General features: G+C 74.0%; 12 protein-coding genes. 6 read left to right on the plus strand and 6 right to left on the minus strand.

All coding sequences use genetic code 11. The features are described from left to right. The first annotated feature begins 369 nt into the window (after positions 1–369). From ACIP4Z_RS18930 to ACIP4Z_RS18940, 3 genes are all read left to right on the plus strand, one after another. Positions 370–1,239 carry a helix-turn-helix domain-containing protein gene (locus tag ACIP4Z_RS18930; protein WP_401309371.1) on the plus strand — a complete coding sequence of 290 codons (870 nt, stop codon included), beginning with the start codon at positions 370–372 and terminating at the stop codon, positions 1,237–1,239. Between the two features lie 262 nt (positions 1,240–1,501). Continuing rightward, positions 1,502–2,491, plus strand: a complete 990-nt coding sequence (locus tag ACIP4Z_RS18935; RefSeq protein WP_355336849.1) for a malate dehydrogenase — start codon at positions 1,502–1,504, stop codon at positions 2,489–2,491. A 63-nt stretch (positions 2,492–2,554) separates the two neighbouring features. Continuing rightward, complete coding sequence (locus ACIP4Z_RS18940; RefSeq protein ID WP_391050479.1) at positions 2,555–3,034, plus strand: GNAT family N-acetyltransferase; 480 nt, start codon at positions 2,555–2,557, stop codon at positions 3,032–3,034. Between the two features lie 27 nt (positions 3,035–3,061). Here the strand turns inward: ACIP4Z_RS18940 and ACIP4Z_RS18945 are convergent, their stop codons facing one another. After that, positions 3,062–4,549, minus strand: a complete 1,488-nt coding sequence (locus ACIP4Z_RS18945; protein ID WP_401309375.1) for a PLP-dependent aminotransferase family protein — start codon at positions 4,547–4,549, stop codon at positions 3,062–3,064. Positions 4,550–4,577: 28 nt separating this feature from the next. Here ACIP4Z_RS18945 and ACIP4Z_RS18950 point away from each other — a divergent pair, with 28 nt between their 5' ends. Then, positions 4,578–5,060 carry a carboxymuconolactone decarboxylase family protein gene (locus ACIP4Z_RS18950; RefSeq protein ID WP_391050481.1) on the plus strand — a complete coding sequence of 161 codons (483 nt, stop codon included), beginning with the start codon at positions 4,578–4,580 and terminating at the stop codon, positions 5,058–5,060. Between the two features lie 24 nt (positions 5,061–5,084). On the opposite strand, the gene hemC is transcribed toward ACIP4Z_RS18950, so the two are convergent. The 4 genes from hemC to trpS form a co-directional block, all read right to left on the minus strand. Continuing rightward, positions 5,085–6,023 carry a hydroxymethylbilane synthase gene (hemC, locus tag ACIP4Z_RS18955; protein WP_401309518.1) on the minus strand — a complete coding sequence of 313 codons (939 nt, stop codon included), beginning with the start codon at positions 6,021–6,023 and terminating at the stop codon, positions 5,085–5,087. Positions 6,024–6,180: 157 nt separating this feature from the next. Further along, positions 6,181–6,810, minus strand: a complete 630-nt coding sequence (locus ACIP4Z_RS18960) for an LUD domain-containing protein (protein WP_401309378.1) — start codon at positions 6,808–6,810, stop codon at positions 6,181–6,183. 183 nt (positions 6,811–6,993) lie between these two features. Next, positions 6,994–7,575, minus strand: coding sequence for a 2'-5' RNA ligase family protein (locus tag ACIP4Z_RS18965; protein WP_355336854.1), 582 nt, complete (start codon positions 7,573–7,575; stop codon positions 6,994–6,996). A 135-nt stretch (positions 7,576–7,710) separates the two neighbouring features. After that, positions 7,711–8,724 (minus strand): tryptophan--tRNA ligase, encoded by a 1,014-nt coding sequence (gene trpS, locus ACIP4Z_RS18970; protein WP_391050482.1) that lies wholly within the window; start codon positions 8,722–8,724, stop codon positions 7,711–7,713. Positions 8,725–8,950: 226 nt separating this feature from the next. On the opposite strand from trpS, the gene rocD reads away from it, so the two are divergent. Together rocD and ACIP4Z_RS18980 are read left to right on the plus strand one after the other, a co-directional pair. Next, the gene (gene rocD / locus ACIP4Z_RS18975) at positions 8,951–10,135 is read left to right on the plus strand and encodes an ornithine--oxo-acid transaminase (RefSeq protein ID WP_355337199.1); all 1,185 of its coding nucleotides are present in this window, start codon (positions 8,951–8,953) and stop codon (positions 10,133–10,135) included. A 619-nt stretch (positions 10,136–10,754) separates the two neighbouring features. After that, positions 10,755–11,639, plus strand: coding sequence for a hypothetical protein (locus tag ACIP4Z_RS18980; protein ID WP_355337201.1), 885 nt, complete (start codon positions 10,755–10,757; stop codon positions 11,637–11,639). Positions 11,640–11,655: 16 nt separating this feature from the next. Here the strand turns inward: ACIP4Z_RS18980 and ACIP4Z_RS18985 are convergent, their stop codons facing one another. Further along, complete coding sequence (locus tag ACIP4Z_RS18985) at positions 11,656–12,975, minus strand: SGNH/GDSL hydrolase family protein (protein ID WP_401309382.1); 1,320 nt, start codon at positions 12,973–12,975, stop codon at positions 11,656–11,658. Positions 12,976–13,035 lie beyond the last annotated feature (60 nt).

Consider the following 13,035-nt stretch of genomic DNA (forward strand, 5'->3'; position numbering starts at 1 on the left):
TGGGCGGCGGGCCGGTCTTTTGAGGGGCGCGGGGCTGTGTCTGATCTGCGGCTGCCGCCGCGTGGGCGCTCCGCTTAGGTCACCACCGGCCCCCGTCGGCGCACCCCGGTTGTTTCCCGGTCACCGGCCGGTGGTGGGTTGCTCGCGCAGTTCCCCGCGCCCCTGACGGGGCGCATCCCCCGGGGCGGGCGCTGGGCCGCGACAGCGGTGGCGCGGACGAAGAGCTGGCCTCGGAGGCGGCCGGGGCCCGGCACCCGGCAATAGCAGGTCCGGACGAGTTCGGGGACGCTGTCCGGAAAGTCCACCCGACAAGGGGACACCCGTTCTAGCGTTGCCCCCGGCGGGGGACTCGTTGAGATAGGGGGCACGATGGGGCAGTGGGAGCCGTTGGCGGAGCGGATTCCGGTGGATGTGCGGCGGCTGGCCGTGCAGTTACGCCGGATGAAGGACCGCGGCGGCCTGACGGTCCCGGCGCTGGCGGCGCGCACGGCGCAGTCCGCGGAGTCGTGGGAGAAGTACCTCAACGGCAGGCAACTGCCGCCGCTGGACGCGGTGGAGGTGCTGGCGCAGGCGAGCGGCGCGGACTACGACCGGGTCGGCGCGCTGTGGAAGCTGGCGGAGAAGGCCGCGACCGGCACCGGCGACAGGGGCCGGGGCAAACCCGTACCGCATCCCGATCCGCTGGACCCGCTGGGCGCGGAGGAGGGCCTGCCGGGCAACCGCCGCCGCAGGGCGCTGCTGTTCGGTACGGCGGGGGTGCTGGCGATCGGCGCGGCGGTGACGGTGCTGCTCGCGGCGGGCCCGAGCACCGGGCGTGCCCCGGCGCCCGAGGCGGCGCCGACGGCGACCGACCGGGCGGGCGCGCCGCTGACGCCGGGAGCGAAGGGCGCGGCGCCCCGTACGTCGCCCGGCACGGGCGGCGCGCCGGGAAGAACCGCCCCCACGGCCGAGCCCTCGGTGACGGTGATGACGGGCGACGGCTCCCCGTCCGCCGGTCCGCCGGGAACACCCGGTGCCACGGCCACCCACGGCGCGGGCCCCGGCAGCGCGCCGGGCGGCGGCGCTCCCGGCACCGTACCGACCGATTCCGGGTCCCCTTCGGCGCCCGCCTCCGGAGGAACCGTTTCTCCTACGGATACGCCCACCGGTCCCGCGTCCCCGAGCGCGACCGCCACCGGCCGCGGCGGCCTGTGCCTCGGCCTGCTCGTCGTCAACCTCTGCCTGGGCGGCCAGGGCTGAGACGCGCGGACCCGCGGCGCACCGCGCGGACCCGCGGCGCACCGCGCGGACCCGCGGACGCGGGCCTCGCGCGGCACGGGAACGTCACCTGGCGGCCTTCCCGGTGACCGGGGCCACACGCCCTCGCGTCACCGGCGGCGCCGCCGCGCGATAGCCTGACAGACGGCTCTCTTGACGACGAGAGAGTCACGTTCCGGGGCCGCTCGGGCCACTGCCGGGGCGGCAATGCCAGGTACCCGCAGGAAAAGGCCAGGAGAAGGCAATGACTCGCACCCCCGTCAACGTCACCGTCACCGGAGCGGCAGGCCAGATCGGCTACGCCCTCCTCTTCCGCATCGCCTCGGGCCACCTGCTCGGCGCGGACGTGCCGGTGAGGCTCCGTCTGCTGGAGATCCCCCAGGGCCTGAAGGCCGCGGAGGGGACCGCGATGGAGCTGGACGACGCCGCCTTCCCGCTCCTCCAGGGCATCGACATCACCGACGACCCGAACGTGGCCTTCGACGGCGCGAACGTCGCGCTGCTGGTCGGCGCCCGCCCCCGCACCAAGGGCATGGAGCGCGGCGACCTGCTGGAGGCCAACGGCGGCATCTTCAAGCCGCAGGGCAAGGCCATCAACGACCACGCGGCCGACGACATCAAGGTCCTGGTCGTCGGCAACCCGGCGAACACCAACGCGCTCATCGCGCAGTCCGCCGCCCCCGACGTACCGGCCGAGCGGTTCACCGCGATGACCCGCCTGGACCACAACCGCGCGGTCGCGCAGCTCGCGAAGAAGACCGGCGTGCCGGTCTCGGAGATCAAGCGGCTCACCATCTGGGGCAACCACTCGGCGACCCAGTACCCCGACATTTTCCACGCCGAGGTCGCGGGCAAGAACGCCGCCGAGGTCGTCAACGACGAGCAGTGGCTGGCCGACACCTTCATCCCGACCGTCGCCAAGCGCGGCGCCGCGATCATCGAGGCGCGCGGCGCGTCCTCCGCCGCCTCCGCCGCGTCGGCCGCCCTCGACCACGTCCACACCTGGGTCAACGGCACCGCGGAGGGCAACTGGACCTCCATGGGCATCGTCTCCGACGGCTCCTACGGCGTCCCGGCCGGTCTCATCTCGTCCTTCCCGGTCACCACGAAGAACGGCGCCTTCGAGATCGTCCAGGGCCTGGAGATCAACGAGTTCTCCCGCGCGCGCATCGACGCGTCCGTGAAGGAGCTGGAAGAGGAGCGCGCCGCCGTGCGCGAGCTGGGCCTCATCTGAGTCCCGCCTCTTTTCCGCCGGTAAGGGGTCCCGCCCTGGTGCGGGGCCCCTTACGTTTGCCCCATGGACGTCATCCTGCGCGAGGTACGCGACTCGGACCTGCCCGTCTTCTTCGTTCAGATGCAGGACCCCGAGGCGGTACGGATGGCCGCGTTCACCGCCGAGGACCCGTCGGACAGCGCCCGCTTCCACGCCCACTGGGCCCGCGTCCGCGCCACCCCCGGCGTCGTCAACCGCACGGTCGTCGCCGCCTCCGACGGTACGGTCGTCGGCCACGCCGCCGTCTACGGCCCGCCCGAGGAGCGCGAGGTCACGTACTGGATCGGCCGCGAGTTCTGGGGCCGCGGCGCCGCCACCGCCGCCCTCCGCCAACTCCTCGCCGTCGCCCCCGAACGCCCCCTGCACGCCCGCGCCGCCGCCGACAACCCCGGCTCGATCCGCGTCCTGCGCAAATGCGGCTTCCACCCCACCGGCACCGACCGCGGCTTCGCGAACGCCCGCGGTGAGGACATCGACGAGGTCCTCCTCACCCTCCCCGCCTGACCCCGACTCCCGTCTCCGCCGGCCCACTTACCCGGGCGCCAGGACCTCGCACAGGCGGGAGAGGGCGCCGGAGAAGGCGTGGTCGGGGGGCGTGGCGTAGCCGATGACGAGGGAAGTGGGCGCGTGGGCGGTGGGGGCGCCGTAGACGGGGAGGCCGCTGAGGGCCAGGCCGAGGGCGTGGGCGCGGTCCACGAGGGCTTGCAACGGGCCGGTCTCCGGGGGGAGTTCGAGTACGGCGTGCAGGCCCGCGGCGATGCCGGAGACCCGGACGTGGGGGGTGTGTTCGGCCAGGGCCGCCACCAGGCGGTCGCGGCGGGCGCGGTAGTGCAGGCGCATGCGGCGTACGTGGCGGTCGTACGCGCCCGATCCGATGAATTCGGCGAGGGCCAACTGGTCGAGCACCGGCGAGTGGTGGTCGGCCATCCGCTTCTCGCGCACGACCGCGTCCAGCAGGTGCGGCGGCAGCGCGAGCCACGCCAGCCGCAGGCCAGGCGCGAGGCTCTTGCTGGCCGTGCCCGCGTACACGACGTGTCCGGGCGCGAGGCCCTGGAGGGCGCCGACGGGCTGCCGGTCGTAGCGGAACTCCCCGTCGTAGTCGTCCTCCAGGATCACCGCGCCGGTGCTCCGCGCCCACCCCGTGACGGCCGTCCGGCGCCCGGGGGAGAGCGGCACACCGGTCGGGAACTGGTGCGCGGGGGTCAGCAGCACCGCCTGCGCCGAGCCGTCCAGGCGGTCCACCCGCGCCCCGTCGCCGTCCACGTCCAGCGGCGCCGTCTCAAGTCCCGCCGTGCGCAGCAGCGTTCGCGTGTCCGGGAAGCCCAGCGCCTCGACGGCGATCCGGCGGGCGCCCCGGCCGTACAGTGCGCGGGCCAGCAGACCGACGCCCTGCACGTACCCCGTGCAGATCATCAGGTGCTCCGGGTCGGTCCGCACCCCGCGCACCCGCGCGAGATACGTGCTCAGCGCCGCCCGCAACTCCGGCCGCCCGCGCGGGTCGGTGTACCCGAACGCCTCGTTCGGCGCCGCCGCCAGCGCCCGCCGCGCCGCCGCCGACCACGCGGCGCGCGGAAAGGACGACAGGTCGGGCGAGCCGGGCCACAGGCTGTACGGGAGGCCGGTCGCGTTGTCCGGCACCAGCTCGACCGGGGTGACGGGCGTACGGCGCACGGGGGCGCGCTCCGCCCGGCCGGGGACCGCGGCCGGGCGCGGTGCCACCGTCGTGCCCGAGCCCTGCCGCGCGGTCAGCCACCCCTCGGCGACGAGCTGCGCGTACGCGTCCGCGACCGTGTTGCGCGCGAGGCCCAGATCCCCGGCCAGCACCCGGCTGGACGGCAGGCGGGTACCGGGGGAGAGGCGGCCGTCGCGCACGGCCTCGCGCAGGGCCCGCTCAAGACCGGCCCGCGCGCCGCCGCCCGCCGCGGCCCGCGCGGCGGGGAGGTCGAGCAGCAGGTCGTAGTCGGCGGTGCGCTCACCGCGAGTGGCCCAGTCGTTCATGCTCCAAGTGGACCACGGCATGGAGCCACTTTCCTCCTACGGTGGAGGCATGACGACGACGACCGACGACACCGCTACCGTTCCCGCGCCCGCGCGCCGGATCGACCTCAACGACAAGGCCCCCGACTTCTACGCGGCCATGGCCGCCCTCGACAAGGCCGCCGCCCGCGGCCTCGACCCCGCCGTCCGCGAACTCGTCCGCGTCCGCGTCTCCCAGCTCAACGGCTGCGCCTACTGCGTCGACAAGCACAGCGCCGACGCCCGCGCCCTCGGCCTCACCGAGCAGAAGCTGTACGGCGTCACCGTCTGGCGCGAGACGCCCTTCTTCACCGCCCGTGAGCGCGCCGCCCTCGCCCTGGCCGAGGCCGTCACCCACCTCGGTGACCACGGCGTCCCCGACGCCGTCTTCGACGAGGCGGCCCGGCTCTTCGACGCCGACGAATTCCCCCGCCTCCTGGCCATGTGCGTCACCATGAACGCCTGGAACCGGATCGGCGTCTCCTGCCGGATGTCCCCGGCGGTCCGCGCGTAAGGCGCGGCACGGCCGCCGGTCAGGTCACGCGCCGGGGTGGCGCGCCGCGTCGAGCAGGGAATGGGCGCCCCGCGCGACGAGTTCCGCGGCCAATTCCCTTCCGAGCCTTTCCGGCCGCTGCGCCGGACCGCTGACGGTGGCGGAAATCTGCGTCCTGCCGTCGAGAGACGTGACCTGTCCGAACAGCCGCAGATTTCCGGCCGGGTCCAATTCGGCGTAACCCCCGACCGGAACGCTGCACCCGCCGTGCAATTCGGCGAGGAAGGCGCGTTCGGCGCGGACCCGCGCGTCGACGGAGGCGTCACCCGCGCAGGCGAGCAGGTCGCGTACGGCGGTGTCGTCCGCGCGGATCTGGATGCCGAGGGCGCCCTGGCCCGGACTCGGCGGGAAGAGGTCGAGCGGCAGCACCTCGCTCACAGCGCCGTCGAGACCGAGGCGGCGCAGGCCCGCCAGGGCCAGCACGACCGCGTCCAGCCCCTCGGTCGCCAGCTTCTCCAGGCGCGGCGGTACGTTGCCGCGAATCGGCACGATCCGCACGTCAGGCCGTACGGCGAGGAGCTGGCCGATCCGGCGGGCCGCCCCCGTACCGACCCTGGCCCCCTCCGGCAGCCCGGCGAGCGTCGCCCCGCACAGCGCGTCGGCCACGTCCTCCCGCCCCGGCGGCGGCAACAGGGTCAGGCCCGGCGGATTCGACGTCGGCAGGTCCTTGAGGGAGTGGACGACCACATCCACGTCACCGCGTGCCAGCGCGGCCTCCTGCTCGGTGCTGAACGCCGAACCGCCGCTCACCGCCGACACGTTGGCCAGCGGTGAGCGCCGGTCGCGGTCGCCGCCCTCCACGATCACCCGGTGCGTGAAGGTCACCTCGGGAAACCGCTCCCTCAACGGCGCCAGATATTCACGCACTTGCGCCCTGGCGAGGTCGCTCCCGCGCGATCCGACAATGCAACGGCCCTGCTTCACATTCGCCAATTGGCCATGCCTCCAAGCGTTTCCGCTTCACCCTAAACCCGGCCGCCACCTCCTTTTGCACACACGTTGTCGGCAATACCGCGCGCCAGTGGACCGACAGGGGACCGGCCGTCAACCGGCCGTGGAGCGGCCGTCAACGGGCGGTGCCTCAGAAGCCGATGGGCTCGCGGAGCAGCAGTACGGTGCCGCGCCCCGGCACGTACTCCGCGTTGAGGACCAGGAGCCGGTTCACGGTGCTCGGCCAGCCGTGCACCTCCATGGTCCTGGCGCTCTCCAGCGGCAGGCAGTGCTCCTCCACCCGGCGCAGTGCCGTCTCCAGGTCCGGCACGACCTTCTGCGCGCCCACCACCCAGATCGCGCGCCCCGCCCCGCCCGCGTACCCGGGCAACTGGCTCCCGCTGCCCGACGCGATCACCAGCGACCCCGTCTCGGTGACGGCGGCGACGCTCCCGACGCTGACGTCCGGACCGGCCAGCGCCCGCCGGATCGCGTCCGCCTCGCTCGCCCGGTCCATGGCCAGCACGCGCGGCTTGACCGCCTCGTACCGCCCGCTCCCGTTGATGTCCTCCTCGATCCCGGACAGCCGCAGCGTCTCGCTGGCCCCGGTGAACACGCTCGCGCCCGGCGGGATCAGCTCGCCCACCCGGACCCGCGCGGCGGCCACGTCGTCGAGGATCTCCGCGTCGAAGCCGTGCAGCACGAGAGCCTCCGCCGCCCGCTCCAGCCGCTCCGCCGCCACCGCTTCCGTGAACGCGACGGCCGATGTCCGCGTACCCATGATCACTCCCGGCTTTCTGCCCGACCTGACGAATCAGCGCACCGCCCGTGGGTGGGCGGTGCGCTGATGTGTCGCACGGAAGCGGCCGAATGTGACCGACGGGGCCCGGCTTACGGTCGAAGTACGGCCGAAGCACGGCCGAAGCGCGGCAGGAGTCGCGGCCGGGCCGCCCCCGCAGCGCCGTTACAGCCGCGTCGCGGCCTTGGCGGACTGCTGGTGCGGGACGGCCGAGAGGCCCTCACGGCCGAAGGGGTACTCGCGCATCTTGCGCCAGACGCCGTCCTCGCCCTGCTCGTAGAGGGCGAAGCTGATCGCGGTCCAGGCGGCGGAGAAGGTGGCGAGCTCGGACTGGGCCAGGTCCATGGCGGGGTCGGGGATGCCGTGGGCGACCGTGACGTGCGGGTGGTACGGGAACTGGAGCTCGCGGGAGACGGGTCCCGAGCGGACCTGCTCCTGGAGCTGGGCGCAGGCGTCGCCGCCGTCGGCGAGGCGGACGTAGACCACGGGGGAGAGCGGCCGGAAGGTGTCCGTGCCGTGCAGCCGCATCAGGAAGGGGCGGCCGTCGGCGGCGACCTGCGCGAGGTGGCGGCGCAGCGCCGGAAGCGCGCCGCAGTCGACCTCGGTGGGCGGCAGCAGCGTGACGTGGGTGGGGATCGCGTACGCCGCCGGATCGCCGAAACCGGCGCGCCGCTCCTGGAGCAGGCGCCCGTACGGCTCCGGGACCGCGATGGACACGCCGATCGTGGTGGTCGTGGAGGTCCCCACTGCGCTCACCCCTTTCCCCGTTCAGCCGGCCGCGTGGTCACCCCCGCGCGATGACCCCGCATGGTCATACAGCCATCATGCGGGACAATCATGCGAGAGCAGAAAAATCGTCCTCGGTACCGCCCCGTACCGTACTCAGTGCTTGGCGGGCAGGAACCCGACCCGGTCGTACGCCCCGGCCAGCGTCTCCGCCGCCACGGCGCGCGCCTTCTCGGCACCCTTCGCCAGCACTGCGTCCAACGTCTCCGGGTCCCCCAGATACTCCTGCGTACGCTCACGGAACGGTGTGACCCACTCCACGAAGATCTCCGCGAGGTCGGTCTTCAGCGCACCGTAGCCCTTGCCCTCGTACCGCTCCTCGAGTTCCGGAATTCCGGTACCGGTGAGCGCGGAGTGAATCGTGAGCAGATTGCTGATGCCCGGCTTGTCTTTTTCGTCATATTTGACGACCGTGCCGGTGTCCGTCACCGCGCTGCGGAACTTCTTCGCCGACGTCTTCGGCTCGTCCAGTAGATTGACCAGGCCCTTCGGCGACGCCGCCGACTTGCTCATCTTGGCCGTCGGGTCCTGGAGGTCGTAGATCTTCGCGACCTCCCGCACGATGTGCGGCGCCGGGATGGTGAAGGTCGGGCCGAAGCGCGTGTTGAACCGCTCCGCCAGGTCGCGGGTCAGCTCGATGTGCTGCCGCTGGTCCTCGCCGACCGGCACCGCGTCCGCCTGGTACAGCAGGATGTCCGCGACCTGGAGGATCGGATACGTGAACAGGCCGACCGTCGAGCGGTCCGCGCCCTGCTTGGCCGACTTGTCCTTGAACTGCGTCATCCGGGACGCCTCACCGAAGCCGGTCAGGCAGTTCATCACCCAGCCGAGCTGGGCGTGCTCGGGCACATGGCTCTGGATGAACAGCGTGCAGCGGTCCGGGTCGAGCCCGGCGGCCAGGAGCTGGGCGGCGGCCAGCCGCGTGTTCGCCCGCAGCTCGGCCGGGTCCTGCGGCACGGTGATCGCGTGCAGGTCGACCACCATGTAGAAGGCGTCGTGCGTCTCCTGGAGCGCCACGTACTGGCGGATCGCCCCCAGGTAGTTCCCCAGGTGGAACGAACCGGCGGTGGGCTGGATACCGGAAAGCGCGCGCGGGCGATCTGTTGCCATGTCCATCATTCTCTCAGGTGGTGACCCCGCTCCCATACCCCTGGTGGACACCACTGGCCGCCGTCGGTGAGGTTTCGCCGTGATCGCGGCGAGCGACGATAGAAAGGGGCGTCACCCCGCCCCTTCGCCCTGGCCTCCGACGTACAACGAACGGAGAACGCACGTGACCACCACCACCGCAGGTCCTTCCGGCACCGCAGGTACCACCGGCACCACCGGTGAGCGGATCGCCGCCGCCGAGGCGCACAGCGCGCACAATTACCACCCGCTTCCCGTCGTGGTCGCCACGGCCGAAGGCGCGTGGATGACCGACGTCGAGGGCCGCCGCTACCTCGACATGCTCGCGGGCTACTCGGCGCTGAACTTCGGCCACGCCAACCCCCGGCTGATCGCGGCGGCCAAGGCGCAGCTCGACCGGGTCACGCTGACCTCCCGCGCCTTCCACCACGACCGCTTCGCGGACTTCTGTACGCGGCTCGCCGAGCTGTGCGGCATGGAGATGGTGCTGCCGATGAACACCGGCGCCGAAGCGGTGGAGACCGCCGTGAAAACGGCGCGCAAGTGGGGCTACCGGGTCAAGGGCGTACCGGACGGCCGGGCCAGGATCGTCGTCGCGGCCGGGAACTTCCACGGGCGCACCACCACGATCGTCAGCTTCTCCACCGACCCCGAGGCGCGGGCGGACTTCGGCCCGTACACCCCCGGCTTCGTGACCGTCCCCTACGGCGACCTCGCCGCGCTCGAAGCGGCCGTGGACGACGAGACCGTCGCCGTGCTGCTGGAGCCGATCCAGGGCGAGGCGGGCGTCCTCGTGCCGCCGCCGGGCTATCTCGCCGGGGTGCGCCGGGTCACCGCCGAGCGCGGGGCGCTCTTCATCGCCGACGAGATCCAGTCCGGCCTCGGCAGGACCGGCCGCACCTTCGCCTGCGAGCACGAGGACGTCGTCCCCGACATGTACGTCCTCGGCAAGGCGCTCGGCGGCGGCGTCGTGCCCGTCTCGGCCGTGGTCTCCTCCCGCGACGTCCTCGGCGTCTACCGGCCCGGCGAACACGGGTCCACCTTCGGCGGGAACCCGCTGGCCTGCGCCGTCGGGCTCGAAGTCCTCGCCATGCTGCGCACCGGGGAGTACCAGGAGCGCGCCGCCGAACTCGGTGACCACCTGCACCGCGAGCTCGCCCTCCTCACCGGCTCCGGCAAGGTCACCGAGGTGCGCGGGCGCGGGCTGTGGGCCGGGGTCGACATCGATCCCGCCGTGGGGACCGGCCGCGAGATCTCCGAGCGGCTCATGGCGCTCGGGGTTCTCGCCAAGGACACCCACGGCAGCACCATTCGGCTGGCGCCGCCGCTCACCATCTCCAAGGACGACCTCGACTGGGGCCTCACCCAACTCCGCACGGTCCTCTCCGCCTGACCTTCCCCCTCCCGCCGGCGGGGGCGGTTCCCTCCTCTCCGCACCACCGGCCGGTGGGGGCTGGCCGCGCAGTTCCCCGCGCCCCTGACGGGGTGGGCCGGTTTTTTAGGGGCGCGGGGAACTGCGCGCTCAGCCACATTGCTGCCGCAGGTCACCACCGGCCCCAGAGGGGCAATTCGGTTGGCTTCGGACCACCCGCCCGGTGGGGGCTGGCCGCGCAGTTCCCCGCGCCCCTGACGGGGCGGGTCGTCTCTCGGTCGGGGGGTGGGCCGGTCTTTTGAGGGGCGCGGGGAACTGCGCGCTCAGCCACATTGCTGCCGCAGGTCACCACCGGGCCCGGAGGGGCGATTCGGTTGGCTTCGGACCACCGGCCCGGTGGGGGGCTGGCCGCGCAGTTCCTCGCGTCCCTGGCGGGGTGGGCCGGTTTTTGAGGGGCGCGGGGAACTGCGCGACGCGCCACGACGGGCGTGCGGGGCACCACCGGGCCCGGAGGGGCGATTCGGTGGGCTTGCGGCCACCGGCCGGTGGGAAGGGACGGCTCGCCGTCCGCGGCGGAGGAAGCGCTCGGGGCGGGGCCCGGGGTGCTGGACGCCCTAGAGTCAGTGGCGTGCTTCTGGGAATGGTGTGTGCGCTGGGCGCGGCCGTGTGTTTCGGGGTGGCGTCGGTGCTGCAAGCGGTGGCGGCGCGGGCGGCGGCGGAGCCGGGCGGAGGCTCGGGCTCGGCGGTCGACGCGCGGCTGCTGGGCAGGGCCCTGCGCGAGTGGCGCTACGTGGCGGGCCTGGGCCTCGACGGCGTGGGCTTCGCGCTCGAACTGGTCGCGCTGAGGTCGCTGCCGATCTACGCGGTGGGCGCGGCCCTGGCGGCGAGCCTGGCCGTCACGGCGGTCGCCGCGGCGCGGCTGCTGGACACGCGGCTGTCGCCGCGCGAGTGGGGCGCGGTCGCGGCGGTGTGCGGCGGCCTGGCGCTGCTGGGCATGGCCTCGGGCAGCGAGGGGGCCGGCGCGGACCACGGCGGCACGGCGCTGCGCTGGGGCACGCTGGCCACGGCCCTCGCCGTCCTCGCGGCGGGCACGGCGGCCGGCCGCCTCCCCGAACGCTCCCGCGCGGCGGCGCTGGGCCTCGGCGCGGGCCTCGGCTTCGGCGTGGTCGAGGTCGCCGTCCGCGTCATCGACGGCATGACCCCGGTGGCGCTGCTCACCAACCCGGCCGTGTACGGCCTCCTCGTCGGCGGCGGAGCCGCCTTCCTGCTGCTGACCTCCGCCCTCCAGCGCGGCTCGGTGACGGCCGCCACCGCGGGCATGGTCATCGGCGAGACCGTCGGCCCCGCGCTCGTCGGCGTCCTGGCCCTCGGCGACCGCACCCGCCACGGCTGGGCCCCGGTCGCGGTCGCGGGCTTCGCCCTCGCGGTCGTCGGCGCCCTGGCCCTGGCCCGCTTCGGCGAGGTCGCCCCACCGGGGGAGGACGCGGAGAACACGACGGACGAGGCGACCCCCAGCCGCCTGTGAGCGGGGGTACGGACGCTCAGCCCGCCGCGCGCGGCGTCAGCGGAGCCGTCAGCGTACGGAGATCGATCGCGTTCGCCATCGCGCGGTAACCGGCGTCGTTGGGATGCAGGTGGTCGCCGCTGTCGTAGGCGGGGGACAGGCGGTGCGGCCGGGCGGGGTCGCGCAGCGCGGCGGACAGGTCGAAGACGGCGTCGAAGGCGTGGCCGCCGAGCATCCAGCGGTTGACGGTCTCGCGGGTCCGCTCACCGGCGGGGGTGTAGGGGCGGGAGCCCTGGAAGGGCGGCAGGGTCGCGCCGTAGATCCGTACGCCCGCCGCGTGCGCCTGGCGGACGAGGGTGCGGTAGGCGTCGATGAGGTCGGCCGCGGCGAGGTGCCCGTGCGGGCCGCGGTCGACGCTGATGTCGTTGATGCCCTCCAGCAGGACCACGGCCGTGACGCCGGGCTGGCCGAGGGCGTCGTGGGCGAAGCGGTGCAGGGCGCTGGTGCCGAAGCGGGTGCCGGTGTCGGTGAGCACCCGGTTGCCGCTCAGGCCCGCGTCCACGACGCCGAGGAGCGGGCCGCCCGGCCGGTCGCGCAGCCGCCGGGCGAGGACGTCGGGCCAGCGGGCGTTGGCCGACGTGCTGGAACCCGCGCCGTCCGTGAGGGAGTCGCCGAAGGCGACCAGGGTGCCGCGGGCGGTGGCGGACTCGACGTCGAGGCCGCTGAGGTAGTACCAGACGCCGTTCGAGACGGGGTAGTGCGCGGTGGTGTCGGCGGCGGCGAAGTCGCCGGGCGCCGAGTAGTACGTGGTCTCGGCGGCCAGCCAGTGCCGCCCCGACGCGCCCGCGTCACCGGGGAAGTAGACGCTGACCAGCAGATTCTCGTCCGCGTTGACGGTCATCGCGAGCGGGTCGGTCGCCGCGTCCCGCCCCGCCGGGATCGTCGTGGCGCCCGCCCCGGAGAACGTCGCGGTGTGATGCGTGCCGGGTACGGCGTCGCCGCCGTGCGCCTGTACGGCCACGTCCACGGCCCCGACCGGCAGCGGCCCGGTCCCGTACCGGTTCGACAGCCGCACGCGTACGCCCGTCCCGCCGATCGTCGGGTGCACGACCATGCGGACCGTGCGGTGGCGGACCCGCCGGCCGCCGCCCGCCAGCGCCGCCGTCCACGCGCCGACCCGGGTGAGCACGGGCCGCGGCGGGGCCGCGCTCTGCACGGCCGACCTGGCACCGGTCCCGGACAGGCCCGCGACGGCGAAGACGGAGCTGACGACGACCGCGAAGGCCACGACCGGCGGGGTCAGCCACCGCAGCCGCCGACCCCGAAGTCCTCTCCCGTCAGCGGGAGTCGCCCCCATGGCCCCCTCCTCCGGAACGCGGTGTCACCGTCTGTGGAGCGTACGGCTCCGCCGCCCGCC

Origin of the sequence: Streptomyces sp. NPDC088910, from assembly GCF_044749865.1 — a bacterium.
GTDB lineage: Bacteria > Actinomycetota > Actinomycetes > Streptomycetales > Streptomycetaceae > Actinacidiphila.

What these genes read in the sequence shown, in the direction of transcription:
- ACIP4Z_RS18930 (WP_401309371.1), top strand. Translation starts at nt 370, where the DNA reads ATGGGGCAGTGGGAGCCGTTGGCGGAGCGGATTCCGGTGGATGTGCGG.
- ACIP4Z_RS18935 (WP_355336849.1), top strand. Translation starts at nt 1,502, where the DNA reads ATGACTCGCACCCCCGTCAACGTCACCGTCACCGGAGCGGCAGGCCAG.
- ACIP4Z_RS18940 (WP_391050479.1), top strand. Translation starts at nt 2,555, where the DNA reads ATGGACGTCATCCTGCGCGAGGTACGCGACTCGGACCTGCCCGTCTTC.
- ACIP4Z_RS18945 (WP_401309375.1), bottom strand. Translation starts at nt 4,549, where the DNA reads ATGCCGTGGTCCACTTGGAGCATGAACGACTGGGCCACTCGCGGTGAG.
- ACIP4Z_RS18950 (WP_391050481.1), top strand. Translation starts at nt 4,578, where the DNA reads ATGACGACGACGACCGACGACACCGCTACCGTTCCCGCGCCCGCGCGC.
- ACIP4Z_RS18960 (WP_401309378.1), bottom strand. Translation starts at nt 6,810, where the DNA reads ATGGGTACGCGGACATCGGCCGTCGCGTTCACGGAAGCGGTGGCGGCG.
- trpS (WP_391050482.1), bottom strand. Translation starts at nt 8,724, where the DNA reads ATGGCAACAGATCGCCCGCGCGCGCTTTCCGGTATCCAGCCCACCGCC.
- ACIP4Z_RS18980 (WP_355337201.1), top strand. Translation starts at nt 10,755, where the DNA reads ATGGTGTGTGCGCTGGGCGCGGCCGTGTGTTTCGGGGTGGCGTCGGTG.
- ACIP4Z_RS18985 (WP_401309382.1), bottom strand. Translation starts at nt 12,975, where the DNA reads ATGGGGGCGACTCCCGCTGACGGGAGAGGACTTCGGGGTCGGCGGCTG.